Consider the following 25,819-nt stretch of genomic DNA (forward strand, 5'->3'; position numbering starts at 1 on the left):
TGGAAGAACGGCGTGTAGCGCCCGAGCGAGAACAGCACCATCAGCACGAACAGGATGGTGAAGGGCCGGATCGCCTTGTCCCAGAGCCAGCCGCGGCTCAGGCCCGGCGCGATCAGCAGCAGGCCGGGCAGCGCCCCGGCATAGATCTGTCCCATGTTCTGCGACAGGAACAGCTCCTTGGCATCCCATTGCGGGCTGTACGGCCCCCAGAAATCCACGGCCGGATCGCCGGCGCCGAACAGGTCCCCGACGAAGGCGGTCAGCAGCGAGGCCGGGTGCAGCGATCCCCTGCCCGCCTCGACGAGATCGACCGCCGGGCGCGTCGTCGCCTCGGCGAACAGCCAGGTCCAGAGCAGCGGCACCGCGATCGTCGCGAGGCCGGCGAGGCAGGCGGCCGCGACCGGGGCCAGGCTGGTACGGAAGCCCGTCCGGCCTTCGGCGATCCAGTGCGCCACCACCATGCCGACGAGCACATAGGCGCCGAGCAGCGCCACCTGGTCGGGGTCGAGCACCATCAGCCCGGCGGCCAGGCCGGCCAGGACGCCATAGAGCGGCGAGGCGCGCTGCAGCATCCGCGCCGTCAGCCAGAAGGCGAGCGCGAAGAAGGCGAGGCTGGCGATCTGCCCGACATGCTGGACGCGCCAGGCGGCCGAGGCGCCGAAGGCGAAGACCAGCGCCGCCAGCAGGCCGCCGGCCGGATGCCAGCGGCGATCGCGGAAGAACATCAGCAAGGCGAGGCCGCCGACGAGCAGATGCGCCAGCACATAGGCGTCGACCGCCCGGAAGCTCGGCGAGGGGTTGAGCAGCGCGAGCAGGATCGCCGGCGAGAAGATCAGCGATTGCGGGTCGGCGATCTGCGGCGAGCCGCCGAAGACGTTGTGCGTCCAGAACGGCGACTGGCCGGAATGCAGCGCCTGGGCGAGGAACTGGATCTGCGCCTGGAAATGCGCCTTGGCATCGAACGGAATCGTCACCGCCCCGGAAAGCCAGGGCCAGCACAGCAGCGCCCAGGCGCAAAGGAACATCGCGGCGGCCAGCTTGTAGCTGACGCCCTGCTTCAAGGCGTTCAAGCGGACCCCCCGGTCCCTGGGGCGTACGTTCCTCCCGATTCCCGGAAGACCGCTCACGCCGATTTGATCGGGCGAGACGATGCGGTGCGCGATGTGAACCGAAACTGAATGAAACCACTGCGCGATTCAGATTCGCCGGGCAGCGTCAACACGCCACTACCGACGCGGCACCATCCCCTCAGCCCTCATCCTGGGGAGCCGCGCAGCGGCGTCTCGAAGGATGGTTCAGCGATCTCCTGAGCCTCCTGAACATCCTTCGAGACGCGATCTGCGCTCGCTCCTCAGAATGAGCGCTGGAGGCAGCCTCTGACGAGAGTCAGCGCTTCTGCGCCACCCAGGCGGCGAGCATGCGGCGCTCATCCGCCGTCATCCCCGACAGGTTGTTCGGCGGCATCGCATGGGTCATCACCGCCTGCACCGCGATGGCGCGGCGCTGGCGCGCGATCAGTTCGGGCTCATGCAGCAGCACGCCCTTGGGTGCGATCTGGATGCCGGGCCAGGACGGTTCCGGCGCGTGGCACATGGCGCAGCGCCCGGTGACGATGTCGGCGACCTCGGCGGGCGGCGGCACGAGGCCGGCGAGCTGAACGGTCCTTGCCGGTTCGAGCGGCTTCAGCCCGAGTTGCGCGCGCCCGCCCGGCGAGGACGCCATCGCCACCCAGAAGGCGAGCCAGAGCGCCAGCGCCGCCACCGCCCAGGTCCACCAGGGCGATCTGGCATGGTCGGCATGGCGGAGATTATAGAAATGCCGGATCAGCGCGCCGGCGACGATGATGAGCGCGACCAGCAGCGGGATCACCGCCGAATTGGCGTAGGTCACCGGGTAGTGGTTCGCCAGCATCAGGAACAGCACCGGCAGGGTGATGTAGTTGTTGTGCAGCGAGCGCTGCTTGGCCTGCTTGCCGAGTGCCGGATCGGGCCGCTCTCCCGCCGTCAGCGCCGCGATGGTCTTGCGCTGGTTCGGCATGATCACGAAGAAGACGTTGGCCGACATGATCGTCGCCATCAGCGCGCCGGTATGGATCAGCGCGCCGCGCCCCGAGAACACCGAGGCGAAAGCCCAGCTCGCCGCGACGACATAGCCGAAGCCGAGCAGGCCGAGGACGACGTCGTTCTTCCCCAGCGGCGACCTGCACAAAAGATCGTAGAACAGCCAGCCGCCGGCGAGCGCCGCAATGCCGATCGCCCCGGCGGCGAAGGGCGAGAGCGCCATCACCGCCGGATCGATCAGATAGAGCTCGGATTGCGCGTAATAGACCCAGACCAGCAGGAAGAAGCCGGAGATCCAGGTCCAGTAGGCCTGCCATTTATGCCAGGTCAGCTCCTTCGGCAGCACCTCGGGCGCCACCAGATATTTCCGCATCGCGTAGAAGCCGCCGCCATGCACCTGCCAGGCGAGGTACTGCGTCGGCTGGCCGGCCTCGTTCAGCGGTGCGTCGGGCGCGGCCCGCAGCGAGGCGTCGAGATGGATGAAGAAGAAGGACGAGCCGATCCAGGCGATGGCCGCGATGACATGCAGCCAGCGCAGCAGCATGCCGCCCCATTCGAGGAGATAGGCCTCAAGCATGCAGGCGCTCCGCGACCGGGCCGAAGCGCTCGAATTGACAGGGTGGATTCGGGGATGGAACTTGCATGCGGCGTCCAGACTAGGTTCGGCCTTTTCCGGAACGCAAGCATCATTCCGGCCGCCCGGCGGCGGCTTCAGCGAAAGGTTCAGGCATGGGGCGCCTGTCGACGCATGTGCTCGACACGGTCAATGGCAGGCCGGCGGCGGGGGTGCGCATCACCCTCGACTGGATCGCTCCGGGCGGCGCGCGCAATCGCGTCACCGAGACGCTCACCAATGCCGACGGCCGCACCGACGCGCCGCTGCTGAGCGGCACGCTGACGACCGGCAGCTACGAGCTGACCTTCCACATCGGCGACTATTTCCGCAGCCTCGGCACGGCCCTGCCCGAGCCGGCCTTCCTCGACCTGGTGCCGATCCGCTTCGGCATCGCCGAGGCCGAGGGGCATTATCATGTCCCCCTGCTCGCCTCGCCCTGGAACTATTCGACCTATCGCGGCAGCTGAGTCGAAAAACGAATCCTTTTCCAACAGCTTGCAGGCCGTTCCTGAATCGCCGTCAGATGGACTTGAATCACCCTATGAACGCCTCCCCCTATCCGCGCGACCTCGTCGGCTATGGCCGCGACGCCCCACACCCGCATTGGCCGGGCGAGGCTCGCATCGCGGTGCAGTTCGTGATCAATTACGAGGAGGGTGGCGAGAACAACATCCTGCATGGCGACGCCGCCTCGGAAGCCTTCCTTTCCGAGATCGTCGGCGCCGCGCCCTGGCCCGGCCAGCGCCATATGAACATGGAGTCGATCTACGAATACGGCTCGCGCGCCGGCTATTGGCGGCTCTGGCGGATGTTCACGGAGCGGAAGATGCCGGTCACCGTCTTCGCCGTCGCCTCGGCGCTCCAGCGCTATCCCGGGATCGTCGCCTCGATGCAGGAGGCCGGCTGGGAGATCGCCAGCCACGGGCTGAAATGGATCGACTATCGCGATCTGCCGGCAGAGACCGAGCGCGCCCATATCGAGGAAGCGATCCGTATCCAGAGCGAGATCGCCGGGACACGCCCGCTCGGCTTCTATCAGGGCCGGACCTCGCAGAACACGATTCCGCTCACCATGGCGGAAGGCGGCTTCCTCTACACGGCGGACGTCTATGCCGACGAGCTGCCCTACTGGCTCCAAGGCCCGCATGGCCCGCAGCTCGCCGTGCCCTATACGCTTGATGCCAACGACATGCGTTTCGCCACGCCACAGGGCTTCAATGCCGGCGACCAGTTCTTCGCCTATCTCAAGGACTCGTTCGACACGCTCTATGCGGAAGGGGAAACCGCCCCGAAGATGATGTCGGTCGGCCTGCATTGCCGCCTTGTCGGCCGGCCCGGCCGCGCCGCGGCGCTGGCGCGCTTCCTCGACTATGTCGCAAGCCATGATCGCGTCTGGATCGCGACGAGGCTCGACATCGCCCGCCACTGGATCAGACGGCATCCACCGGCCGGCGGCTACCGGCCCTCTGCCGTGCCGAGAGCGCTGTTCGTCGAGGTCTTCGGCCGGGTCTGGGAGCATTCGCCCTGGATCGCCGAGGCGACCCATGCGTCCGGGATCGGGCCGGAGCAGGACAATGCCGAAGGGCTGCACCGGGCGATGCTGAAGGTGCTGCGCGCCAGCCCGCGCGACAGGCAGAAGGCGCTGCTCGCCGCCCATCCCGATCTCGCCGGCAGGATCGCGGCGGCGGGCGAGCTGACGCCGGAATCGGCCGGCGAACAGGGCTCGGCCGGGCTCGACCGGCTGACCAGCGACGAGCGCGCCCGCTTCACCGCGCTGAACGAGGCCTACAAGGCCCGTTTCGGCATCCCCTTCATCCTCGCCGTGAAGGGGCTGGGCAAGGACGCGATCCTCGCCGCCTTCGAGGCGCGGCTGAAAAGCACACCGGAGCAGGAGTTCGAGACCGCGCTGGCGCAGGTCGAGAAGATCGCTCTGATCAGACTGAGGGAGCTGCTGCCGGGCTGACAGCTCTCCTTCGTCATTCCGGGCTCGCCGCTGCGCGTCGCCCCGGAATGACAGTGGTGGCCCCGTCCCCTACAGCCCGCTGACCAGGTGCCCGCCATCGACGGCGACGACCGCGCCGGTCATGTAGCGGGCGGCGTCCGAGCAGAGCAGCAGGAACGGCCCGTCGAGATCGGCAAGCTCGCCCGGCCGGCGCATCGGGATGCGCTTCTTCAGCGCCTCGCCCGCCTCGCCGGCGAAGAATTCGCGGTTGATGTCGGTGACGACATAGCCCGGTGCCAGCGCGTTGACGCGCACCTTGTGCCGCGCCCATTCCAGCGCCAGCGCCTTGGTCATCTGGACCAGCCCGGCCTTCGAGATCGCATAGGGCGCGACGCTGACCGCGACGCGCTCGCCGAGGATCGAGGCGATGTTGACGATGACCCCGCCCTCCGGCTGCTCCGCCATCACCTTGGCCGCTGCCTGCGCCGCGAAGAAGCAGCCCTTCAGGTTGACGTCGAGCTGCTGGTCCCATTGCGCCTCGCTCACCGAGAGCGCCCGCTCGGTCTCGGCGACGCCGGCATTGTTGACCAGCACGTCGAGCCCGCCGAGCGCCTTCGCAGCTTCGCCGATCCCAGCCTCGATCGCCGCGACCGAGCCGACATCGAGCGCCAGCGGCACGATCCGCCCCGGCAGGCTCTCGCAATCCCGCGCCAAGGCGGCGAGCCGGTCGGTACGCCGCGCCGCGGCGGCGACATGGGCGCCCCGTTCCGCCAGCAACCGGGCGAAATGCGCTCCCAGCCCGGACGAGGCGCCGGTCACCAGCACCCGTTTGCCGCTCAGATCCCCGAACATGCCGTTCTCTCCCGCAGCCCACTGAAGCGTTTCCTGGCTTTCCGCGCCGGAGGGGACAACGCCGCGCCGGCCCGGTCAACCGGCCGCCCGATGGCCGCTCCGGGGAACCTGCCCGCGCCCCGGGACGTTTGTCCGGCGAAGATTCTCGATGAGGGGGACCCATGTTCCGCATTCTGCTGCTGATCGCCGTGATCGCCATCGGTTACGACGCGATCGTCCATCAGGGCGCCTATACGCGCAGCGCCTGGTACAATGTCGTCGGCGCGACGGAGCGCCTCGTCGGTGAGGCCAAGCGCATCGGCGAGCCGGCGCGCGAGGAGCCGCGCCCCGAACAGCCGCTGCGCGAGGAACCGCCGCGCACGCAGATGAACTGAGCTCGCCATTCCTCCCCGTCATTGCGAGCGAAGCGAAGCAATCCAGGGGCCATAGAGTTCTATGAGGCTGGATTGCTTCGCTTCGCTCGCAATGACGCAGGAGTTCGGCTTCACGCCGCCTCGCGCGCCAGCGCCGCGCGCTCGATCTCGCCGGCGATCGCCTCGATCAGCGCCGTCTCGTCGCCGGCAAGCCCTTCCATCGCCGCCATGCGGGCGAGCACCGTCGCCGCGACCTTCTCCTCCACCGTGTCCTCGGCATAGGTGTAGAAGATCGTCGCGTGCTGGCCGTCGCGGTGGCAGCGGCCCTCGATCTGCTGGAGCTGGATGGCGCTGTGGCGCAGATCGTGGACGACCAGCGAGCGTTCGCGCTCGCCGCCCGGCATCTCGCCGCGATGCAGCGAGATCGATTCGGTCACGGTGAAGATCACGGCATCGAGCTGGCCCGTCTGGAAGGCGATCCGGGTCGCCTCGTTGGCCTCGCCGGAATATTCGCCGGTGATCGAGCCGACGCGCCAGCCCCGGCCCGCGAGCTTCTCGGCCAGCATCGCCCCGGTCTCCAGGAAGGCCACCGAGATCGCCGCCTGCTGGTCGTTGTCGAGCAGGTCCTCGCAGAAATCGGCCGTACCCGCCGTCCTGAGCAGGCTCGCCTTCTGACGGAAGCGCAGATCGGCGGCCCAGCCGGCGGGCTTGCGGGTCGAGCCGCCGGCTAGGCCGAGCTCGCGCCGGAACTCGCGCCAGGTCGCGTCATAGAGCTTGCGCTCGGCGCCATCGAGCCCGACCGGCGCCAGCTCGCGCTGCACCTCCGGCCAGCCGGCGATCTCCTCGGGTCGCCGGCGCAGGCCGATGGCATTGGCGCCGCGATAGAGCAGGTCGGCCATCAGCCGCCGGTCCTGCTCGTTCGGCTCCCAGCTCCAGTTCTTCCAGCGCCCCTTGGCCCGGCCGATCTTCAGCCGCTTCATCAGCGCCCGGAAGCCGTCGAGCTCGGCGCCGGGCAGCCCCGCCGCCGCGCCCAGCAGCCGCGCCAGATAGGACAGTTCATGCGGCGCCTGGCCGGCGGTCGCGCTCATATAGATCGTGAATTCGGCGGCGGCCGCCATCTGCCGGCAGACCAGCCCCTGCTGCGAGTTGGGATTGCGGATGCGGTGGGCCTCGTCGATCACCACCAGCGGCCAGACCCGCTTCGGCGTGCCATGCTTGGCGAGCTCGTTGTTCTTCGCCCTTGTCGAGCGCTTGCTGCTCGCCGGCGGCGGGGCGAGCAGCGACTTGGTGCGCTCGAAATTCATCAGCGTCAGCTTCTTTTCCGGCAGGCCGGCATGGGCGATGGTCCGCCGCCATTGCGGGATCGCGCCTTTCGGGCAGATCACCAGCACCTCGCTTTCCGGCATCGCGGCGAGCGCCAGCCAGGCCGAGAGCGTCTTGCCGAGCCCGGTCAGGTCGCCGAGCAGGAAGCCGGGCTTGCCGGCGGCACGCGCCGCGAGGATGGCATCGCGCGCCACGATCTGGTGCGGATGCGGCACCATCACTTCGGCAGCGCCCTGCCCCGGCTCGCCGCCCCGCCTCATGCCCGCGGCGCTCCCGCCAGGCCGCCCGGGGCGGCGGGATGGCCGGCCAATGGCGCAGCCGCCGCGACCGCCGCCTCCTCGGCCTGCAGCCGCCCGACCAGCAGGCCGAGGAAATTCGTCACCAGCCGCGGCAGCGCCCGGCCCGACATGGTCTGCACCTGCAGGCTGCGCGGCGGCAGCTCGCCGTCCCTCAGCGGCAGCGCCACCACCGAGCCGTCGCGAATCGAGGCGCCGAAGGAGATCGAGCTGGCGAACATCACCGCGCCGCCGAGCTTGCAGAAATGCCGGAGGCTCGCGACATTGGTCGAGACCAGCACCGGATCGACGGTCAGGCCGCGCGCCGAGAAATAGATGTCGACGATCTTGCGCACCGTCGCCTCGCCGTCGAGCAGCGCGACCGGATGGGCGAAGATGTCCTCGATCTCGACATGCGGCTTTCCCGCCAGTGGGTGATGCGGCGCGACGAAGGCGTAGGTGCGGGCCGCGCATTGCCAGTTGATGGCGACGCCGCGCTCCTGCTGCAGCACGAAGGTCAGCCCGAGATCGATCGCCCCGATGCGAACATGCTCGGTCACGGCCTGCGGCGACATCACCTTGACGTCGAAGGCGACGTCGGGGTGCCGCTCGCGGAAGGCGTAGATCGTCTCGGGAATGAAACTGACCGCGAAGCCCTCGGTGACGCCGAGACGGATCAGCCCTCGGCCGGCGCTGTGCAGCTCGCGAATCTCGCTGACGACCTGCTCGGCTTCCAGCGCGAGGCGCTGGGCATAGGCAGCCAGCGTCTGCCCGGCCTGGGTCAGGATCATGCCGTGCGAGCGCCGCTCGAACAGATTCGCATCGAGCTCCTTCTCGAGATTGGCGATCTGGCGGCTGACGGCCGAGGCCGCCACCCGCAGGCGCTGCGCCGCGGCGCTGACCGAGCCGGTCCGCGCCACCGCCAGGAAATATCGGAGAGCCGCTGTCTGCATCGGCCGGATTTAGAGAAGCTTTGCCGGTTCGGCAACGATCCCTTCGATTCATTCTTATGGCGGCAAGCGCGATCCTTGGGCAGATTTCCTCCAAAGCGAAACTGCGGCACGAACGCCGTGGCTGCGCCGTGTCAGCACGGACAACGAAGTTGTGAGGGGAAGACCAATGAGAACTCCGACGAGGACGATCGCTCTGGCGCTGGCCGGCTCGGCCATCGCGGCGCTGACAGCGATGCCCGCCTTCGCCCAGAAGGCAGCCAACACCATCCGCTTCGCCTATGACCAGGCGCCGGAGAACGTCGACCCGTTCTTCAACAATGTCCGTATCGGCGTCATCATCGGCGCCAATGTCTGGGACACGCTGATCTACCGTGACCCGGTCAGCAACGAGTACAAGGGCCAGCTCGCCAAGAGCTGGAAGCAGGTCGACGACAAGACCATCGAGTTCGAGCTGCGCCAGGGCGTGAAGTTCCACAATGGCGAGGAGTTCGACGCCGACGACGTCGTCTACACGCTGAACTTCATTTCCAAGCCGGAGAACAAGGTCGTCACCCAGGGCAACGTCAACTGGATCGGGAAGGCCGAGAAGCTCGACAAATACAAGGTCCGGCTGACCACCAAGGAGATCTTCCCGGCCGCGATCGAGTATCTCGCCGGCCCGGTCGTCATCCACCCGAACGAGTACTACGAGAAGGTCGGCCCCAAGGGCCAGAACGAGAAGCCGGTCGGCTCGGGTCCCTACAAGGTCACGAACTACGTCCCCGGCAAGTCGATCACGCTCGAGACCAACAAGGACTATTTCAAGGATTCGCCGAAGGCGCAGGCCAAGATCGGCAAGATCGAGATCCGCTTCATCCCCGACCGCCAGACCCAGATGGCCGAGATGCTCTCGGGCGGCGGCGACCTGATCATGCACGTGCCCAAGGATCAGGCCGACCAGCTCAAGACCGTGCCGACCCTGCAGGTCGTCTCGGGCGAGACGATGCGCATCGTCTTCATGCAGATGAACATCCAGGAAGGCACGCCCTCGCCCGCCCTGAAGGACGAGCGCGTCCGCAAGGCGATCATCCACGCCATCGACCGCGAGGCGATGGTCAAGAACATCGTCGGCGAGGGTTCGCGCGTCATCAACACCATCTGCTTCCCCTCGCAGTTCGGCTGCACCGACGAGGGCGCGGCGCGCTACAGCTACGATCCTGCCAAGGCCAAGGCGCTGCTGGCCGAAGCCGGCCATCCCAACCTGACCCTGGACATCGTCGCCTATCGCGAGCGCAACCAGACCGAGGCGCTGATCGGCTATCTCCAGGCCGTCGGCATCAAGACCAATCTGCGCTTCCTGCAATACGCCGCGATGCGCGAGCAGATCGCCACCAACAAGGCGATGCTGACGCACCAGACCTGGGGCTCGTTCTCGGTCAACGACGTCTCGGCCGCGACGCCGAACTATTTCGCCTTCCGCAGCGAGGACATCACCCGCGATCCGCAGGTCCGCGACCTGCTCAACAAGGGCAATAATTCGGTCGATCCGGCAGCGCGCAAGGAAGCCTATAAGGGCGCCCTCAAGATCATCGCCGACAAGGCCTATGCCGCGCCGCTCTATTCGCTGCCGGTCTACTACGTCGCCAACAAGGACCTGAACTTCAAGGCCTATCCGGACGAGGTGGTGCGCTTCTGGGAGATGAGCTGGAAGTGACGCGCAGCCTCATTCTCGGGCGCAGCGAAGCGTAGATCCGAGAACCTCAATCACGAGATGGTCGGCTCAAGGCCGACCATGACGCCAGGGCCGCTTGCTCGCGGGCCTGGCGAACATAACCCTTCAAAGTGCGAAGGAAGCCCCATGCTCGGCTTCATCCTCAAACGCCTCGGCCTGGCGCTGCTCGTCGCGCTCGCGGTCTCGGCGATCGCCTTCTTCCTGCTGCGCCTTTCCGGCGACGTCGCGGTGGCGATCGCCGGCGAAGGCGCGCACCAGGCCGATATCGACCTGATCCGCAAGACCTACGGGCTCGACCGGCCGCTGCTGGTCCAGTATCTCGACTGGCTCTGGAAGACCCTGCGCGGCGATCTCGGCACCTCGATCTATTTCAAGACCGACGTCGCCTCCCTGGTTCTGGCGAAGATGCCGGTGACGCTGATGCTCGGCCTGACCTCGCTCGCCTTCGCGCTGCTGATCTCGATCCCGCTCGGCGTGCTCGCGGCGATCTACGCCAATAGCTGGATCGACCGGCTGGCGCTCGCCGTCGCCGTCTTCGGCCAGGCCATGCCGAACTTCTTCCTGGCCCTGATTCTGGTGATGCTGTTCTCGATCACGCTGCGCTGGCTGCCGGTCTCGGGCTCTGCCACCTGGCAGCATTATGTCATGCCGACCATCGCGCTCGGCTACTATGCCGCACCGGCCTTCATGCGCCTGATCCGCGCCGGCATGATCGAGGTGCTCTCGGCCGACTATATCCGCACCGCCCGCGCCAAGGGCCTGCCGCCCGGCAAGATCATCTTCAAGCATGCACTGCGCAACGCCGTGGTGCCGGTGGTGGCGCTGGCGGCGGTGCAGCTCGGCTTCCTGCTCGGCGGCTCGGTGGTGATCGAGACGATCTTCGCGCTCGATGGGCTGGGCTACCTCGCCTATCAGAGCATCACCTACAAGGATTTCCCGGTCATGCAGGTCGTCGTCCTGCTGCTTTCGGTGGTCTACGTCCTGCTGACGCTGGCCGCCGACATCGCCAATGCCTGGCTCGATCCGCGCATCAGGGTGGCCTGACCATGCAAGCTCCTGACTCGCAGTTGACCGCCCTCTCCGTCGCCGACGCGCCCGAGCTCTCCGAAGGCCGCAAGCTACTGCGCCGCTTCCTCGGCCAGAAGGCCTTCGTCTTCGGCTTCGGCCTGCTCGTCCTGTTCATCCTGGTGGCGCTCGCCGCCCCCCTGCTGGCGCCGCACGACCCCTATCTGCAGAACCTGACGGCGCGCAATGTGCCGCCCTTCTGGTACGAGAAGGGCAACTGGCTCCATCCGCTCGGCACCGACCCGCTCGGGCGCGACTATCTCTCGCGGCTGATCTACGGCGCCCGCATCTCGCTGCTGATCGGCATCAGCGTCGTCATCATCTCCGGCCTGATCGGCACGACCATGGGCCTGCTCGCCGGCTATTTCGGCGGCCGGGTCGACATGGTCATGACCTTCCTCGTCACCACGCGGCTCTCCATGCCGGTGATCCTGGTCGCGCTGGCGGTCGTCGCCATCGTCGGTTCCTCGCTCTGGATCGTCATCCTGGTGCTCGGCCTGCTGAAATGGGACCGCTTCGCCGTGGTGATGCGAAGCGCGACGCAGCAGGTGCGCTCGCTCGACTATGTCGCCGCCGCCCAGGCCGCCGGCGCCTCGACCGCGCGCATCATCCTCGGCGAGGTGCTGCCCAACATCGCCCCGCACCTCATCGTCGTCGCGACGCTCGAGGCGGCCAGCGCCATCCTGCTCGAGGCGGCGCTCTCCTTCCTCGGCCTCGGCGTGCAGCCGCCCTTGCCCTCCTGGGGCCTGATGATCTCGGAAGCCAAAGCCTACATGTTCTTCTCGTTCTGGCTCATCGCCCTGCCCGGCAGCGCGCTTGCCCTGCTGATCTTCGCCATCAACCTCGCCGGCGACGGCCTGCGCGACGTGATCTCGCCGGAGGGCCGCACGTGACGAGCGAAGCCATCCTCCAGGTCGACGGCCTCAGCGTCGACATCGCCACGCCGCGCGGCCCGCTGCATGCGGTGCGCGAGCTCTCCTTCACCGTCGAGAAGGGCAAGACGCTCTGCCTCGTCGGCGAATCCGGCTGCGGCAAGTCGATGACCTCGCTCGCCATCATGGACCTCCTGCCCAAGGCGGCGAAGAAGAGCGCCAAGCGCCTCGCCTTCGCCGGCGAGGATCTCTCCAGGGCCGGCGCCAAGCGGATCAATGCGCTCCGCGGTGACCGCATGGCGATGATCTTCCAGGAGCCGATGACGGCGCTGAATCCGGCCTACACCATCGGCGACCAGCTCACCGAGGCCTATACGCTGCACCGCAAGGCGAGCGAGGCTGAAGCCCGCGAACGCGCCATCCTGCTGCTCGGCAAGGTCGGCATCGCCAACGCCGCCCAGCGCCTCGGCCAGTATCCGCATCAGCTTTCCGGCGGCCTGCGCCAGCGCGTGATGATCGCCATGGCGCTGATGTGCTCGCCTGACCTGCTGATTGCCGACGAGCCGACCACGGCGCTCGACGTCACCATCCAGGCCCAGATCCTGCGCCTGCTCGCCGACCTCCAGAAGGAGCTCGGCATCGCCATGGTGCTGATCACCCATGATCTCGGCATCGTCGCCCGCATCGCCGACTGGGTCGGCGTGATGTATGCCGGCCAGATCGTCGAGGAAGGCCCGACCGAGGCGATCTTCCGCAATCCGCGCCATCCCTACACGCAAGGGCTGATCGACTGCATCCCGGTGCCCGGCCGCACCGAGCCCGGCGGCAGGCTCGGCGTCATCCCCGGCGTCGTCCCCTCCCTCGTCGGCGAGATCAGGGGCTGCAGCTTCCGCGACCGCTGCAAGCACGCTCAGCCGGTCTGTGCCGAGGAGCCGCCCTTGCGCCAGCGCCCGGACGGGCATCGCTGGCGCTGCATCCTGGAGGACGCGGCATGAGCGCGACCACCCCGATCCTGCTCGAGGCGCGCGACCTCACCCGCTCCTTCTCGGTCAGCCAGGGCCTGTTCAAGGCCAAGCGCAAGCTCCACGCCGTCAACGGCGTCTCGCTTTCCATCGCCAAGGGCGAGGTGCTCGGCATCGTCGGCGAATCCGGCTGCGGCAAGTCCACCCTGGCGCGCATGCTGCTCGGTTTGCTGCCCCCGTCCAGCGGCGAGATCGAGCTCGCCGGCGAGGATGTCGGCAAGCTCGGCCGGCTCGGCATGGCCAAGCGGGTGCAGCCGGTCTTCCAGGACCCTTATTCCTCGCTGAACCCGCGCCGCACCGTCGCCTCGATCGTGGCGCTGCCGCTCGCGGTGCAGGGCATCGGCACGGGCAAGGAGCGCCGCGAGCGCGCCATCGCCATCCTCGACAAGGTCGGCCTGCCGCGCCGCTTCGCCGATCGCTATCCGCGCGAGCTCTCCGGCGGCCAGCGCCAGCGCGTCGCCATCGCCCGCGCGCTGATCCTCAATCCCGAGATGGTGGTCTGCGACGAGCCGACCTCGGCGCTCGACGTCTCGGTGCAGTCGCAAATCCTCAACCTGCTCAACGACCTGCGCCGCGAGCTCGGCCTGACCTATGTCTTCATCAGCCACAACCTCGTCGTCGTCGAGCACATCGCGACCCGGGTCGCGGTGATGTATCTCGGCCGCGTCGTCGAGCTGACCGATACTGCGACGCTCTTCAAGGCGCCGCGCCATCCCTACACCAAGGCGCTGCTCGCCTCCGTGCTGACGCCGGAACCGGGCAAGGGCATCCCCGAGACCGGCCTTGGCCTCGCTTTTCCCGACCCGCTCAACCCGCCGCCGGGCTGCCCCTTCCACCCACGCTGCCCGGCGAAGATGCCGCAATGCGAGACGGTGACGCCGGCGCTGAAGGCGGGCCCGGCAGGGCTGGTCGCCTGTCATCTCTATGACGAGCCGGCGGCAACCGCGTCAGCCTGACATGCCCGCCCAATCCCTCAGCCCTCATCCTGAGGAGCCGCGCAGCGGCGTCTCGAAGGATGAGGGCTGAGACAAGCCAAATTCAGCGAGGAGACGACCCCATGACCCGCGCCAAGGCGATCGCGCATGCCCAGGATTACTTCGACTCGGGCAGCTTCAAGACCGATCTCGCCCGGCTCGTCGCCATGCCGACCGAGAGCCAGAACCCGGAGCGCGCGCCGGTGCTGGGCGAATACCTCGACAAGGAGATGCGCCCGCTGCTCGAAGGCCTCGGCTTCACCTGCACGACGCTGACGCATCCGAAGGCCCGCGGTCCCTTCCTCTTCGCGCAGCGCATCGAGGATCCGGCCCTGCCGACGATCTTCGGCTATGGCCATGGCGACGTCATCCGCGGGCTCGACGCGCAATGGAGCGAGGGCCTCTCGCCCTGGACGCTCACCGAGCGCGGCGACCGCTGGTATGGCCGCGGCGTGGTCGACAACAAGGGCCAGCACGTCATCAACATCAACGCCTTGCGCGCCGTTCTTGAATCGCGCGGCAAGCTCGGCTTCAACGCCAAATACCTGATCGAGATGGGCGAGGAATGCGGCTCGCCGGGCCTGCGCGAGCTCTGCACCGAGCAGAAGGAGCTGTTCAAATCGGACGTGCTCATCGCCTCGGACGGGCCGCGCCTCAATGCCGAGCGCCCGACCCTCTTCCTCGGCGCGCGCGGCGGCGTCACCTTCGACCTGACGATCAATGCCCGCGAGGGCGGCCATCATTCCGGCAACTGGGGCGGCATCCTCTCCGACCCGGCGATCCAGCTCGCCCATGCCATCGCCTCGATCACCTCGCCGACCGGCCAGATCCGCATTCATGAATGGGTTCCGAAGGAACTGCCTCCGGCAGTGCGCAAGGCGCTGGCCGATTGCGAGATCGACGGCGGCCCCGACGGCCCGACCATCGATCCCAGCTGGGGCGAGCCCGGCCTGTCTCCGGCCGAGCAGGTCTTTGGCTGGTGCTCCTTCGACGTGCTGGCGATGAAGTCGGGCGTGCCCGAGACCCCCGTCAACGCCGTGCCGCCGAGCGCCTGGGCCCGCTGCGCGCTGCGCTTCGTCGTCGGCATCGATCCCGACGACGTCATGCCGGCGCTGCAGCGCCATCTTGCGCGCCACGGCTTCGACATGGTCGAGGTCACCAAGGCGCGCGATGCGGTCTTCAACGCCACAAGGCTCGACCCCGAGGACGCCTGGGTGCATTGGGCGCTCGCCTCGGTCGAAAAGAGCACCGGCAAGAAGCCGGCGCTGCTGCCCAATCTCGGCGGCGGTCTGCCCAACGACATCTTCTCGGAGATCGTCGGCATGCGCACGATCTGGGTGCCGCATTCCTATCCCGGCTGCTCGCAGCATGCACCCGACGAGCACCTGCCGGTCGCGATAGCGCGCGAGGGGCTGGCGATGATGGCGGGTCTCTACTGGGATCTCGGCGAAGGCGACACGCCGCCGCTCTGAGCTCAGCGCCCGCCATATTCGCGGTCGAAGACGGCAGCGTCCGGACGCTGCCGTTCCAGGCTCTCGCGATAGCGCAGGCAGCCGCGCAGGAATTTCGGCCAGGGCGGGACGGCGATCTCGAGCAGGGTCCGCTCCGGCAGCAATCCCCAAAGCTCCGGATGGTGCCAGCACAGGTCGTGGCCGGTCGAATCGCGATGCTCGCGGATACCGGCGCGCAGGCGCCTGACCTCTTCGATCAGGCGCTCACGGCTCATGTCGTCGAGGTCGCTGTCGATCGGCGCCGCGCCCATCGGCCTTGCTCCTTCTCGCCTCACTCCTGCGGCTGGCGCGGATCGCGCGACGGCGGCAGATCGACCGGCGTCGCCGGTGGCGTCTCGGGCGGGGCGTTCGGCGGCAGCTCGGGCGGCGGGTCCGTGGGAATCCCGGCCGGCTCCGTGTCGGGGGGCGACTCGACAGGGGGCACCGGCTGCACTTCGCCCGGCGTCAATGGCGGCAGTTCGGGCGGCGGAATCGGCGGCATCGGGTCGCCGCCGGGTTCACCTGCGACCTGCTGTTCTGCGATCATCGAATTCTCCCTTTGCCTGTCGCAACGCATCGCGCGCCGGAAAGTTCGGTCGCGCGCGGCCGCCGGGGGCGTGGAACAATGCCGGCGCTCGGCGCTTGGTTCGGCATCAGCCGAGCCAGGAGAGCCGCCATGCCGGAGAATGCCAAGCCGCGCGAGAACCCCGCCTTGCTGGATGAGCGGATCGCCTCCGATCCCATCCGGCCGGAAGACGCCTCGGTCCGCCCCGATCCCGATCTGGTCGGCAGCGACCGGCGCCGGGTCAGCGACGAAACCAATGTCCACGATGCCGGCAGCGACGCCAATGAAACCGTCGACGGGCTGACCGAGCAGGAGGAAGCCGTCCGGCACGCCGCCGAGGACATCCCGTCGGGCCGGGACCCTGCCGGCCCGACGGAGGCGACCCCGGTCTTCGACCGCGGCTCGAAGCCGCCGAAGGTTTGACGCAGCGAGCGCGGCGGGCAGGTGACAAACCCGGACGCTGCGCTAGGCTTGACGCATGAGCCTCGCCAATCGCCCGAATACTCGCCGGTGGCTGCGCCCGGCACCGCTTGCCGCCGTGCTGGCACTCGGCGCCCTGCCGGCGTTCGCGCAGGCCCCCTCCCCGATCGCCTGCAGCGGCCCCTTCGCTCGCAATGCCGACGAAGCGGCGCTGATCCGGGCCTTCGGGGCGGCGAATGTCCGCCGGACCCGGATCGAAGTCGGCGAAGGCGAGAAGCAGCCCGGCGCAATCCTCTTTCCGAACGATCGCAAGCGCCGGATCGAACTGACCTGGCATGACGGCGCCAAGCGCCGCCGCCCCGCCACGATCTATATTCGTGAGGGCTCGCAGCAGGCCGTGCTCGCTCCGGACGGCGCGCGCATCGCCATCGGCACGACGCTCGCCGAAGTCGAAAAGGCCAATGGCCGCCCCTTCACCATCCTCGGCTTCGGCTGGGACTATGCCGGCACCGCGACCGACTGGCGCGGCGGCAAGCTGACCAAGGCGGGAGGCGGCTGCCGCCTGCTGGTGCGCTTCCATGACACGCCGGGCGCCAATGGCGCAGCGCTGGAGCGGGTATCCGGCGACCGGGAGTTCGCCTCCAGCGACGCCGACATCCGGGCGGTGAAACCAGTCATCGGCGAGATCCTGCTGTCCTGGGCGGACTGACCGCTCTTTGCCGGCGCCTCAGGCACCGACCTTGGCCAGGACATCGGCCCGCAGGAAACGCTCGATGAACAGCATGAACAGCACCGACGGCACCAGCAGGATCAGCGCCGTGATCGAGGCGACCTGATAATTGCCGCCCATCGCCGCATTGTAGAGCAGCAGCGGCAGGGTCGTGACCTGCGGCACGCCGACGAAGAAGGTACCGGTGAACTCGTCGAGCGATTCAAGGAAGACGAAGATGCCGCTGGCGATGATGCCCGGCATCGCCAGCGGCAGCGTCACGGTGGCGAAGGTCCGCAAGGGCGAGGCGCCGATATTGCGGGCGGCGAGCTCGAGATCCTTGTCGACGGCGGCGAAGGCCGCGGCCGCGATCCAGACCGAATAGACCAGCCCGTGCGCCGCATGCACCAGCACGACCGCCAGCACCGTGCCGTTGATGCCGAGCTGATAGAAGATCCGCGCCACGTTGATGTAGATCGCAACCGACGGAAACGCCTGCGGCAGCAGGAAGAGCACCATGAACAGCGCCCGCGCCGGCAGCTTCAGCCGCGCCAGCGCATAGCCGGCCGGGATCGACAGCGCGAGCGCGACGATGACGGTCAGCACCGCGATCCAGACGCTGGTGCCGAGCGAGGCCATGGCGTCGCCGGTGGGACGGAAGACCTGCTCCCAATAGCGCGTGCCATAGGTCACCGGCAGCTTGTGGGGCGTGTACCAGCGCTCCGCCACGGACCAGAGCGCCAGATTGGCGAGCGGGCCGATCAGCACGAAGGCGAAGGCGGTCAGCACCGCTGCCGCAAGCGTCGCCCGAAAGGCCGAGGCGAGCCGCATCATGGCGCAGCCTCCTTGGACATGCCGCGCTTCAGGTAGAGGATCGCCGCGCCGGCGCTGATCAGATAGGTGATGACGCCGAGCGCGTTGGCGGTCGAGTAGTCGCCATAGGCGTTGATGCGGAAGGCCATGTCGACGGTCAGCATGGTCGGCTGCGAGCCGGCGACCATCATCGGCACCGAGAGCACCGAGAGCATCGTCACAAAGGACAGGACGAGGGCCACCAGCAGCGTCGGCATCACCTGCGGCAGCGCCAGCTCGACCAGCACGCGCAGGCGCGAGGCGCCGAGATTGCGGCCGGCCTCCAGCGTCGCGCGGTCGATCGAGGCGAGCGCGCCGGCGAGCAGCAGGGCGACGAACGGCGTCTGCTTCCAGACGAAGGTGGCGATGATGCCGCGCCAGTCGAGGAAGCTCATGGCGCTCAGCGGGTCCATCAGCCCGAGCGAGACGAAGGTGTTGTTCATCAGCCCGTTCTTGGCGAGGAAGGTGCGCATGCACTGCGCCGCGACGATGAACGGGATGAACAGCGGCCAGCGATAGAGCAGCTTGAGCGTGCCGACGATCCAGGGATTCTCGCCGAGCGTCAGCGTGCCGGCGATGGCGATGGCGGCCAGCGCCGTCAGCACGCAGGAAGTGACCACGATGATGATGGTGAAGAGGATGTCGCCGGAATAGAGCTCGAAGGCCTTGGCGAACCATTCCAGCGTCAGCGAGCCGTCGGGCCGCGTGAACGCCGAGACCAGCGAGAAGCCGAGCGGATAGAGAAACAGCGCCGCGACGAGGAACAGGCCGGGAGCGATCAGGATCAGCGCCAGTTGGCGTTGAGACAGCATGGGCAGGATCGCCGATCAGTGATGCGTGGGAACGCCATCCGTCATTGCGAGGAGCGGAGCGACGAAGCAATCCAGGGGCCGGAACATGCGGTTCTGGATTGCTTCGCTACGCTCGCAATGACGGTGGAGCGGACGAGGACGGCTCAGTTCGCGACCTTCTTCTCGTAGCTCTCGAGAATGTCGTTGAAATAGGGCGCGATCGGGAAGGACTTGCCCTTGCTGGCGAGGTCCGCCGGGGTGATGTCGGTGAACAGCTTGTTCCAGGCGGCCTGGTCGAGCTTGCCCTCGAGGTTCTTGGCGTCGATGCCCGGATACCAGTTGAACCGCTTGACGATGCCGTCGGCCTGGACCTGCGGGCTGGTGGCGAGGGCGATGAACTCCTCGGCCAGCTTGCGATGCGCGGTCTTCTCCGGCACGGCGTAGTACATCGGCTGTCCCGGCATGCCCGGCGCCGCGAGTTTCAGCTTCATGTTCGGCGGCAGCTTGCCGTCGGCCTGCCAGGAATAGAACATGTCGACCCAGACCGGCCCCATGGCGATCTCGCCGCGGTTCAGCATGTCGAGCGTGCCGGCATTGCCGGGGGTGATGACGGCGTTCTTGTTGAAGTCCTTGAGCTCGGCGAGCGCGCCGTCCCAGTTGGCCTTCACCGCCGGGTCATAGGGCCCCTTGATCAGCTTCTCGGCATCGCCGCCGAAGGCGTAGACCCAGCCGGTGACGAAGGCGACGCCGGACATGCCGCCCTTGATGCCGTTATAGCCGAACTGCTTCGGGTTCTTCTTGGCCCAGTCCCTGAGCTCCGCGTAGCTGCTCGGCGGGGTCTTGAGCAGGTCGGCATTATAGGCCAGCGCCGTCTGCGACTGGAACATCGGGAGGACATAGCCCGAGACGTCGGAGCCGAGCGCGTTCTTCGCCGCCTCGCTCGAGACCAGCTTCGCAGTCTCGACCTTGTCGGTATACTTGGCGAGCAGGCCTTCCTTGACCATCGTGCCGGCCGCCTTCTGGTGGATCACGACGACGTCGAAATCCGTGGCGGCGGAGGCCTTCTGGGCGTCGAGCTTCTCGAAGATCTTCTGGGAGCCGGCATCGCCGGGGCCGGTCCCGACCGAGACGACCTTCACCCCCGGATGCGACTTCTCGAACATCGGCCCGAGATAGTCCTTCACATAGTCGACCATGTTCTGGTCGCCGGCCGTGGCGACATTCAGCGTCTGCGCCGAAAGCGGCGTCGCCGCCATCAGCGCTGCGATCGAACAGGCAATCGTGAGCGTGCGCATGTGATCAACCCCTGTCAGGCAGCGATCCCGGCCTCGGATGCCGGGAAGATGTGAAGGCGCTGCACGGGAATGCGCAGCCCGACCTTCGTTCCGAGTTCGTGACGGGTGACGTCGTCGACCGTGATCTCGCAATCGCCGGTCTCCACGCGATAGCGGTAGACCCCACCCGGATAGGCACGGGCCGCGACGCGGCCCGTCATCACCAGATCGCCCGACGCCGGCGCATCGGCCGCGTCGAGCCGCGCGACATCGTCGCGGAAATAGGCGACGGCCCGGCCGGCCGGCAGGGCATCGCGCAGCGCCGGCGGCAGTTCGGCCACGGCGTCCCCGGCCGTGAGCGACGCGCTGTCTCCGGAATGCTCGACCCGCAGCGGCAGGATGTTCTCCGCCCCCATGAAATTGGCGACGAAGGCACTGGCCGGGCGGTCGTAGATCTCCTCCGGCGTGCCGACCTGTGCGATCCGCCCCGCCTCCATGATGACCAGGCGGTCGGCCATGGTCATCGCCTCCTCGCGATCATGGGTGACATGGACGGCGGTGAGCCCGAGGCGCTGCTGGATCGCCCGGATCTCATGGCGCATCGTCATGCGGATCTTGGCGTCGAGATTGGAGAGCGGCTCGTCGAGCAAGAGGATGCCGGGATCGATCGCCAGGGCCCGGCCGAGCGCGACGCGCTGGCGCTGGCCGCCCGAGAGCGCCGTGACCTTCCGGTCCTCATAGCCGGGCAGGCCGAGGAATTCGAGCATCGCCGCGACCTTGGCGGCGATCTCCGCCTTCGGCACGCCGCGCAGCTTCAGCCCGTAGCCGATGTTCTGCAGCACGCTCATATGCGGCCAGAGCGCGTAGGACTGGAACACCATCGCCATGCCGCGCTTCTCCGGCGGCAGCGCCGCGACATCCTTGCCGCCGACGATGATCGAGCCGGACTGGACCGGCACGAAGCCGCTCAGCGAGCGCAGCAGCGTGGTCTTGCCGCAGCCGGAGGAACCGAGCAGCGCCGTGAAGCTTCCGGGAGAAAAGTCGAGATCGACGCCGTGCAGGACGCGCGTGCTGCCGTAGCCGACGTGCAGGTCGCGCACGCTGATGGCCTCGCCGGAACGCAAACCGTGTTGCCGAGCCGCCTGCAAAACGCCTTCTCCCTCTCGCGATCTTATCCCGACAGAATGGAATAAAATATCCATTTTCGGTCTCGCTTGGAATAAGCGTAGCGGACAGTTGCACCCGCGTGCAACAGCTTTGTGAAGGGGGCCGGTGGCGCGGCTGCCTGCCGAGCGAGCGAGCCACCGCCATGGTGGGGGCCTTGTGCGGAGAAAAATTTTCGCGTCATGCTCGCGCATATCGGAGCCGGGGCGGATGCGCCGCGGATTCGGCGGGGCAGCGCAGCGTCTTCGGGAAGAGCCGGTCAGCGAATGGTTTCAGTCGAGCTCAAAGCCGTTTCGAAGGACTGGGGCGGGACGCCGGCGGTCGACCGGGTGACCTTCACCGTCGGGCAGGGCAAGCTCGTGGCGCTGCTCGGGCCGTCCGGCTGCGGCAAGTCGACGACGCTGCGGCTGATCGCCGGGCTGGAGGATGCCAGCGCCGGCGTCATCGCGATCGGCGGCAACGACGTCACCCATGCGCCGCCCTCGCGCCGCGGCATCGCGATGGTGTTCCAGAACTACGCGCTCTTCCCGCATCTCTCGGTGGCGGAGAACATCCTGTTCGGGCTGAAGGTCCGCAAGCTGCCGCGCGCCGAGCGCGACGAGCGGCTGGCGCGCGCCGCCGAGATCCTCGGCCTCGGCGCGCTGCTCGATCGCAAGCCCTCGCAATTGTCCGGCGGCCAGCAGCAGCGCGTCGCGCTCGGCCGCGCCATCGTGGCGCGGGCGCCGGTCTGCCTGATGGACGAGCCGCTCTCCAATCTCGACGCCCAGCTGCGCGTCGAGATGCGGCGCGAGATCAGGGAACTGCAGCAACGTCTCGGCATCACCATGGTCTATGTCACCCACGACCAGGTCGAGGCGATGACCATGGCCGACCAGGTCGTGCTGATGCGCTCGGGCCGCATCGAGCAGGACGCCCCGCCCGACCAGCTCTACGAGAACCCGGCGACGATCTTCGTCGCGCGCTTCGTCGGGACGCCGCCGATGAACGTCATCCCGCTCGCCTCCGTCCTGGCGCAGGGTGGTGGCGGCGACCTGGCGCCACCGGCCAACGCCGACCGGGCAACGCTCGCCGTCGGCATCCGCCCCGAGATGACCGAACTCGCCGAGACCGGCATTGCGGCCGATGTCGTGGCGGTGGAATATCTCGGCGCCGACACGCTGGTCGAAACCCGCGTCGACAGCCACTCCTTCATCGTCCGCCGGCCCGGCAAGGTCCGCGCCGCGCCGGGCGAACGGGTCCACATCAGGCTGTCACAATCGGCGGTGCACTGGTTCGACCTGAAGACCGAGCACAGGCTCGTCCTCGACTGACGACGCCTGAATAACCAGGCGTTCAAACGCCGTAGCAGGGGAGAGAATGAGACATGGACAGGCGTGAATTCTTAAGCGGCACTGCGGCTCTCACAGGCTCGCTCGCCATGGCAAGACCGGCGCTGGCCCAAACGGCCGAACTTTCCTTCTTCTATCCCGTCGCCGTCGGCGGGCCGATCACCAAGCTGATCGACGCCTATGCCGCCGGCTTCGAGAAGGAAAACCCGACCATCAAGGTCAAGCCGATCTATGCCGGCACCTATCAGGAGACCATCGTCAAGGCGCTGACCGCGCATAAGAGCGGCACGCCGCCGGTGCTCTCGGTCCTGCTCTCGACCGACATGTTCACCCTGATCGACGAAGAGGCCATCGTGCCCTTCGATCCCTTCATCAAGACCGAAGACGACAAGAAGTGGCTGAAGGGTTTCTTCCCCAGCTTCATGGAGAACAGCCAGACCGGCGGCAAGACCTGGGGCATCCCGTTCCAGCGTTCCACGGTGGTGCTCTACTGGAATAAAGAACTGTTCAAGGAGGCCGGGCTCGACCCCGAGAAGCCGCCGACGACCTGGGCCGAACAGCTCGAATTCGCCAAGAAGCTGACCAAGCGCGATGCCGACGGCAACACCAGCCAGTGGGGCATCCAGATCCCCTCCTCCGGCTTCCCCTACTGGCTCTTCCAGGGCCTGACCACGCAGGCCGGCGCCATCCTCGCCAATCCGGCCGGCGACAAGACCGACTTCGCCAATCCCGCCGTCGTCGAGGCGCTGCAATACTGGGTCGACCTGGCGCAGAAGCACAAGGTCCACCCGCCCGGCATCGTCGAATGGGGCACCACGCCGCGCGACTTCTTCGAGCGCAAGGTCGCGATGATGTGGACCACCACCGGCAACCTGACCAATGTCAGGACCAACGCCAAGTTCCCCTTCGGCGTCGCCGTCCTGCCCGCCGGCAAGAAGCCCGGCAGCCCGACCGGCGGCGGCAATTTCTACCTCTCCAAGAAGGCGAGCCCGGCCGAGCAGGAGGCGGCGTTCAAGTTCGTGCGCTGGATCACCACGCCGGAACGGGCGGCGCAGTGGAGCGCCGAAACCGGCTATGTCGCGGTGACGCCGGCGGCCTACGAGACCGAGGCGATGAAGAAATACGTCGCCGGCTTCCCGCAGGCCCTCGTCGCCCGCGACCAGCTGCCGACCGCCGTCGCCGAGCTCTCGACCCATGAGAACCAGCGCGTCACCAAGGCGCTGAACGACGGACTGCAGGCGGCCCTGACCGGTACCAAGCAGCCGGCGCAGGCGATGGCCGACGCCCAGGCGGAAGCCGAGCGCATCCTGAAGTCCTATCGCTAGAGTATCGTTGATGAAGCCCAACCGTCATTGCGAGCGAAGCGAAGCAATCCAGGGAGACGTAGAACTCGGCCGACCCTGGATTGCTTCGTCGCTCACGCTCCTCGCAATGACGGAGGGCTGAGCCGATGAACAGCCGCGCGACCGCGACAATCCATGGCTGGCTGCTGCTGCTGCCGGCCATGGCCTGCCTGGCCTTGTTCACGCACTGGCCGGCGATCGCGAGCTTCATCGACAGCTTCATGTCGACCCCGCGGGCGCGCCGCCCCGCGCGCTTCGTGGGGCTCGAAAACTACCAGCAGATGATGGCCGACCCGATCTTCTGGAAGGCGATGGCGAACAATCTCTGGTTCGCCGCCGGCACGATCCCGACCTCGATCGCGCTCGCCTTGCTGATGGCCGTCTGGGTCAATGACAGGATCGTCGGGCGGACCTGGGTCAGGATGGCCTATTTCACCCCGACCATCCTGCCGATGATCGCGGTCGCCAATATCTGGCTGTTCTTCTTCACCCCGCAATACGGCCTGCTCGAGCAGATCGTCGGCTTCTTCGGCGGCAGCAGCACCAACTGGCTCGGCTCGCAGGACACCGCGCTCTACGCCATCACCGTCGTCGCGATCTGGAAGGAAGCCGGCTTCTTCATGATCTTCTACCTCGCCGCGCTGCAGGCGATCCCGCCCAGCCTCGGCGAGGCGGCGGCGATCGAGGGCGCCTCGCGCTGGACTTTCTTTCGGCGCGTCCAGTTCCCGCTGCTGATGCCGACGACGCTGTTCGTGCTGATCAACGCGGTGATCAACGCCTTCCGCATGGTCGACCATATCTTCGTGATGACGCGCGGCGGGCCCGACAACGCGACGACCCTGCTGCTGTTCTACATCTACCAGGTCGGCTTCAGCTTCTGGGACACCGCCTATGCCGCGGCGCTGACCTGCGTCTTGCTGCTGCTGCTCGCGCTCGTCGCCTTCGCGCAATATGGCTGGCTCGAACGCAGGACGCATTATCGATGAGCGCGCCCTCCACGCCGCAGGCCGCGACCGCCGCGCGCTCCGATCCCTATTCGCCGAAGGGGCTGGCGCTCTCGCTGGAATCGGCCGGCGCCATCCTGCTCGCCGTGCTCTGGGTGCTGCCGCTGGCCTATGCCGTCTGGGCCGCGATCCACCCGGCGGAATACACCACCCGCTTCGTGCTGAGCGCCCCGCTGACGCTGGAGAACTTCACCCGCGCCTGGGCCGCCGCCCCCTTCGCCCGCTATTTCCTCAACACCTTCGTGCTCGTCACCATGATCCTGTGCTGCCAGCTCGTGCTCGGCACCCTCGCCGCCTATGCGCTGGCGCGCCAGGATTTCTGGGGCCGCGATGTCGCCTTCGCGCTGATCCTGGCGCAGCTGATGATCATGCCGGACGCGCTGATCGTCGAGAACTACCGCACCCTGGCGCGCTTCAACCTGATCGACACGATCACCGCCATCGCCTTGCCCTATATCGCCTCGGCCTTCGGCATCTTCCTGCTGCGCCAGACCTTCAAGACCGTGCCCAAGGAGCTCGACGACGCCGCCCGCGTCGAGGGCGCCTCCCCCCTCCAGGTGCTGATGAAGGTCTATGTGCCGCTCGCCAAGCCGACCTACATCGCCTACGGGCTGGTCTCGGTCAGCTATCACTGGAACAACTTCCTCTGGCCGCTGCTGGTGACCAATTCGGTCGAGTCGCGGCCGCTGACGGTCGGTCTCCAGGTCTTCTCCTCGAGCGACCAGGGCATCGACTGGGCGGTGATCTGCGCCGCGACGCTGATGACCTCGGCGCCGCTGCTGCTCGCCTTCCTGCTGTTCCAGCGTCAGTTCGTGCAGAGTTTTATGCGCGCAGGAATCAAGTGACGACACGGCGGTTCGG

25 protein-coding genes and 1 pseudogene are annotated in these 25,819 nt (G+C 67.6%); 15 read left to right on the top strand and 11 right to left on the bottom strand.

The window, feature by feature from the left end:
- A pseudogene (locus V6M56_RS00870) lies at positions 1-1,070 on the bottom strand (hypothetical protein); the annotation flags it as partial.
- Positions 1,071-1,386: 316 nt separating this feature from the next.
- On the bottom strand, positions 1,387-2,637 hold the full coding sequence (locus V6M56_RS00875; protein WP_332680678.1) for a urate hydroxylase PuuD: 1,251 nt from the start codon (positions 2,635-2,637) through the stop codon (positions 1,387-1,389).
- A gap of 152 nt (positions 2,638-2,789) precedes the next feature.
- On the opposite strand from V6M56_RS00875, the gene uraH reads away from it, so the two are divergent.
- Positions 2,790-3,143, top strand: a complete 354-nt coding sequence (gene uraH / locus V6M56_RS00880; protein ID WP_332680679.1) for a hydroxyisourate hydrolase — start codon at positions 2,790-2,792, stop codon at positions 3,141-3,143.
- A 74-nt stretch (positions 3,144-3,217) separates the two neighbouring features.
- Positions 3,218-4,639, top strand: coding sequence for an allantoinase PuuE (puuE, locus tag V6M56_RS00885; protein WP_332680680.1), 1,422 nt, complete (start codon positions 3,218-3,220; stop codon positions 4,637-4,639).
- 69 nt (positions 4,640-4,708) lie between these two features.
- Here the strand turns inward: puuE and V6M56_RS00890 are convergent, their stop codons facing one another.
- On the bottom strand, positions 4,709-5,470 hold the full coding sequence (locus tag V6M56_RS00890; protein ID WP_332680681.1) for an SDR family NAD(P)-dependent oxidoreductase: 762 nt from the start codon (positions 5,468-5,470) through the stop codon (positions 4,709-4,711).
- Positions 5,471-5,631: 161 nt separating this feature from the next.
- On the opposite strand from V6M56_RS00890, the gene V6M56_RS00895 reads away from it, so the two are divergent.
- Positions 5,632-5,844 (top strand): hypothetical protein, encoded by a 213-nt coding sequence (locus tag V6M56_RS00895; RefSeq protein WP_332680682.1) that lies wholly within the window; start codon positions 5,632-5,634, stop codon positions 5,842-5,844.
- 110 nt (positions 5,845-5,954) lie between these two features.
- Here V6M56_RS00895 and V6M56_RS00900 read toward each other — a convergent pair whose 3' ends face one another.
- Both V6M56_RS00900 and V6M56_RS00905 read right to left on the bottom strand, forming a co-directional pair.
- On the bottom strand, positions 5,955-7,406 hold the full coding sequence (locus V6M56_RS00900; protein ID WP_332680683.1) for an SNF2-related protein: 1,452 nt from the start codon (positions 7,404-7,406) through the stop codon (positions 5,955-5,957).
- A complete protein-coding gene (locus V6M56_RS00905; protein WP_332680684.1) occupies positions 7,403-8,374 on the bottom strand; it encodes a LysR family transcriptional regulator in 972 nt (323 codons plus the stop codon). The genes V6M56_RS00900 and V6M56_RS00905 overlap by 4 nt, the downstream gene beginning before the upstream one ends.
- 166 nt (positions 8,375-8,540) lie before the next feature.
- On the opposite strand from V6M56_RS00905, the gene V6M56_RS00910 reads away from it, so the two are divergent.
- The 6 genes from V6M56_RS00910 to V6M56_RS00935 all read left to right on the top strand — a co-directional run bounded on the left by V6M56_RS00910 (position 8,541) and on the right by V6M56_RS00935 (position 15,490).
- Complete coding sequence (locus V6M56_RS00910; RefSeq protein WP_332680685.1) at positions 8,541-10,067, top strand: ABC transporter substrate-binding protein; 1,527 nt, start codon at positions 8,541-8,543, stop codon at positions 10,065-10,067.
- A 144-nt stretch (positions 10,068-10,211) separates the two neighbouring features.
- The gene (locus V6M56_RS00915) at positions 10,212-11,129 is read left to right on the top strand and encodes an ABC transporter permease (RefSeq protein ID WP_332680686.1); all 918 of its coding nucleotides are present in this window, start codon (positions 10,212-10,214) and stop codon (positions 11,127-11,129) included.
- A 2-nt stretch (positions 11,130-11,131) separates the two neighbouring features.
- Complete coding sequence (locus V6M56_RS00920) at positions 11,132-12,043, top strand: ABC transporter permease (RefSeq protein ID WP_332680687.1); 912 nt, start codon at positions 11,132-11,134, stop codon at positions 12,041-12,043.
- A complete protein-coding gene (locus V6M56_RS00925; RefSeq protein ID WP_332680688.1) occupies positions 12,040-13,017 on the top strand; it encodes an ABC transporter ATP-binding protein in 978 nt (325 codons plus the stop codon). Before V6M56_RS00920 ends, V6M56_RS00925 begins: the two co-directional genes overlap by 4 nt.
- Positions 13,014-14,000, top strand: a complete 987-nt coding sequence (locus V6M56_RS00930; protein WP_332680689.1) for an ABC transporter ATP-binding protein — start codon at positions 13,014-13,016, stop codon at positions 13,998-14,000. Before V6M56_RS00925 ends, V6M56_RS00930 begins: the two co-directional genes overlap by 4 nt.
- Before the next feature lie 101 nt (positions 14,001-14,101).
- On the top strand, positions 14,102-15,490 hold the full coding sequence (locus tag V6M56_RS00935) for a M20 family metallopeptidase (RefSeq protein ID WP_332680690.1): 1,389 nt from the start codon (positions 14,102-14,104) through the stop codon (positions 15,488-15,490).
- Positions 15,491-15,492: 2 nt separating this feature from the next.
- Here V6M56_RS00935 and V6M56_RS00940 read toward each other — a convergent pair whose 3' ends face one another.
- Both V6M56_RS00940 and V6M56_RS00945 read right to left on the bottom strand, forming a co-directional pair.
- A complete protein-coding gene (locus V6M56_RS00940) occupies positions 15,493-15,765 on the bottom strand; it encodes a hypothetical protein (RefSeq protein WP_442881046.1) in 273 nt (90 codons plus the stop codon).
- A gap of 35 nt (positions 15,766-15,800) precedes the next feature.
- A complete protein-coding gene (locus V6M56_RS00945) occupies positions 15,801-16,055 on the bottom strand; it encodes a hypothetical protein (protein ID WP_332680692.1) in 255 nt (84 codons plus the stop codon).
- Positions 16,056-16,184: 129 nt separating this feature from the next.
- Here V6M56_RS00945 and V6M56_RS00950 point away from each other — a divergent pair, with 129 nt between their 5' ends.
- Positions 16,185-16,496, top strand: a complete 312-nt coding sequence (locus V6M56_RS00950; protein ID WP_332680693.1) for a hypothetical protein — start codon at positions 16,185-16,187, stop codon at positions 16,494-16,496.
- Positions 16,497-16,551: 55 nt separating this feature from the next.
- Positions 16,552-17,202, top strand: a complete 651-nt coding sequence (locus tag V6M56_RS00955) for a hypothetical protein (RefSeq protein WP_332680694.1) — start codon at positions 16,552-16,554, stop codon at positions 17,200-17,202.
- 18 nt (positions 17,203-17,220) lie between these two features.
- Here V6M56_RS00955 and V6M56_RS00960 read toward each other — a convergent pair whose 3' ends face one another.
- From V6M56_RS00960 to V6M56_RS00975, 4 genes are all read right to left on the bottom strand, one after another.
- Positions 17,221-18,033, bottom strand: coding sequence for an ABC transporter permease (locus V6M56_RS00960; protein ID WP_442881047.1), 813 nt, complete (start codon positions 18,031-18,033; stop codon positions 17,221-17,223).
- Positions 18,033-18,863 (bottom strand): ABC transporter permease, encoded by an 831-nt coding sequence (locus V6M56_RS00965; protein WP_442881048.1) that lies wholly within the window; start codon positions 18,861-18,863, stop codon positions 18,033-18,035. The genes V6M56_RS00960 and V6M56_RS00965 overlap by 1 nt, the downstream gene beginning before the upstream one ends.
- Positions 18,864-19,009: 146 nt before the next feature.
- Complete coding sequence (locus V6M56_RS00970; RefSeq protein WP_332680697.1) at positions 19,010-20,140, bottom strand: ABC transporter substrate-binding protein; 1,131 nt, start codon at positions 20,138-20,140, stop codon at positions 19,010-19,012.
- Between the two features lie 14 nt (positions 20,141-20,154).
- Positions 20,155-21,219, bottom strand: coding sequence for an ABC transporter ATP-binding protein (locus V6M56_RS00975; protein ID WP_332680698.1), 1,065 nt, complete (start codon positions 21,217-21,219; stop codon positions 20,155-20,157).
- Between the two features lie 330 nt (positions 21,220-21,549).
- On the opposite strand from V6M56_RS00975, the gene V6M56_RS00980 reads away from it, so the two are divergent.
- The 4 genes from V6M56_RS00980 (at position 21,550) to V6M56_RS00995 (ending at position 25,803) form a co-directional block, all read left to right on the top strand.
- Positions 21,550-22,593, top strand: a complete 1,044-nt coding sequence (locus V6M56_RS00980; RefSeq protein WP_332680699.1) for an ABC transporter ATP-binding protein — start codon at positions 21,550-21,552, stop codon at positions 22,591-22,593.
- A gap of 53 nt (positions 22,594-22,646) precedes the next feature.
- Positions 22,647-23,936, top strand: a complete 1,290-nt coding sequence (locus V6M56_RS00985; RefSeq protein ID WP_332680700.1) for an ABC transporter substrate-binding protein — start codon at positions 22,647-22,649, stop codon at positions 23,934-23,936.
- A gap of 125 nt (positions 23,937-24,061) precedes the next feature.
- Complete coding sequence (locus V6M56_RS00990) at positions 24,062-24,940, top strand: carbohydrate ABC transporter permease (RefSeq protein ID WP_332680701.1); 879 nt, start codon at positions 24,062-24,064, stop codon at positions 24,938-24,940.
- Complete coding sequence (locus V6M56_RS00995) at positions 24,937-25,803, top strand: carbohydrate ABC transporter permease (protein WP_332680702.1); 867 nt, start codon at positions 24,937-24,939, stop codon at positions 25,801-25,803. Before V6M56_RS00990 ends, V6M56_RS00995 begins: the two co-directional genes overlap by 4 nt.
- Positions 25,804-25,819 lie beyond the last annotated feature (16 nt).

The organism is Allobosea sp. (genome assembly GCF_036675845.1).
Classification (GTDB): domain Bacteria; phylum Pseudomonadota; class Alphaproteobacteria; order Rhizobiales; family Beijerinckiaceae; genus Allobosea.

Coding starts and splice junctions, on each gene's coding strand:
- V6M56_RS00890 (WP_332680681.1), bottom strand. CDS start 5,470: ATGTTCGGGGATCTGAGCGGCAAACGGGTGCTGGTGACCGGCGCCTCG.
- V6M56_RS00910 (WP_332680685.1), top strand. CDS start 8,541: ATGAGAACTCCGACGAGGACGATCGCTCTGGCGCTGGCCGGCTCGGCC.
- V6M56_RS00985 (WP_332680700.1), top strand. CDS start 22,647: ATGGACAGGCGTGAATTCTTAAGCGGCACTGCGGCTCTCACAGGCTCG.
- puuE (WP_332680680.1), top strand. CDS start 3,218: ATGAACGCCTCCCCCTATCCGCGCGACCTCGTCGGCTATGGCCGCGAC.
- V6M56_RS00980 (WP_332680699.1), top strand. CDS start 21,550: ATGGTTTCAGTCGAGCTCAAAGCCGTTTCGAAGGACTGGGGCGGGACG.
- V6M56_RS00915 (WP_332680686.1), top strand. CDS start 10,212: ATGCTCGGCTTCATCCTCAAACGCCTCGGCCTGGCGCTGCTCGTCGCG.
- V6M56_RS00945 (WP_332680692.1), bottom strand. CDS start 16,055: ATGATCGCAGAACAGCAGGTCGCAGGTGAACCCGGCGGCGACCCGATG.
- V6M56_RS00950 (WP_332680693.1), top strand. CDS start 16,185: ATGCCGGAGAATGCCAAGCCGCGCGAGAACCCCGCCTTGCTGGATGAG.
- V6M56_RS00900 (WP_332680683.1), bottom strand. CDS start 7,406: ATGAGGCGGGGCGGCGAGCCGGGGCAGGGCGCTGCCGAAGTGATGGTG.
- V6M56_RS00935 (WP_332680690.1), top strand. CDS start 14,102: ATGACCCGCGCCAAGGCGATCGCGCATGCCCAGGATTACTTCGACTCG.
- V6M56_RS00920 (WP_332680687.1), top strand. CDS start 11,132: ATGCAAGCTCCTGACTCGCAGTTGACCGCCCTCTCCGTCGCCGACGCG.
- V6M56_RS00995 (WP_332680702.1), top strand. CDS start 24,937: ATGAGCGCGCCCTCCACGCCGCAGGCCGCGACCGCCGCGCGCTCCGAT.
- V6M56_RS00960 (WP_442881047.1), bottom strand. CDS start 18,033: ATGCGGCTCGCCTCGGCCTTTCGGGCGACGCTTGCGGCAGCGGTGCTG.
- V6M56_RS00895 (WP_332680682.1), top strand. CDS start 5,632: ATGTTCCGCATTCTGCTGCTGATCGCCGTGATCGCCATCGGTTACGAC.
- uraH (WP_332680679.1), top strand. CDS start 2,790: ATGGGGCGCCTGTCGACGCATGTGCTCGACACGGTCAATGGCAGGCCG.
- V6M56_RS00990 (WP_332680701.1), top strand. CDS start 24,062: ATGAACAGCCGCGCGACCGCGACAATCCATGGCTGGCTGCTGCTGCTG.
- V6M56_RS00905 (WP_332680684.1), bottom strand. CDS start 8,374: ATGCAGACAGCGGCTCTCCGATATTTCCTGGCGGTGGCGCGGACCGGC.
- V6M56_RS00955 (WP_332680694.1), top strand. CDS start 16,552: ATGAGCCTCGCCAATCGCCCGAATACTCGCCGGTGGCTGCGCCCGGCA.
- V6M56_RS00970 (WP_332680697.1), bottom strand. CDS start 20,140: ATGCGCACGCTCACGATTGCCTGTTCGATCGCAGCGCTGATGGCGGCG.
- V6M56_RS00930 (WP_332680689.1), top strand. CDS start 13,014: ATGAGCGCGACCACCCCGATCCTGCTCGAGGCGCGCGACCTCACCCGC.
- V6M56_RS00875 (WP_332680678.1), bottom strand. CDS start 2,637: ATGCTTGAGGCCTATCTCCTCGAATGGGGCGGCATGCTGCTGCGCTGG.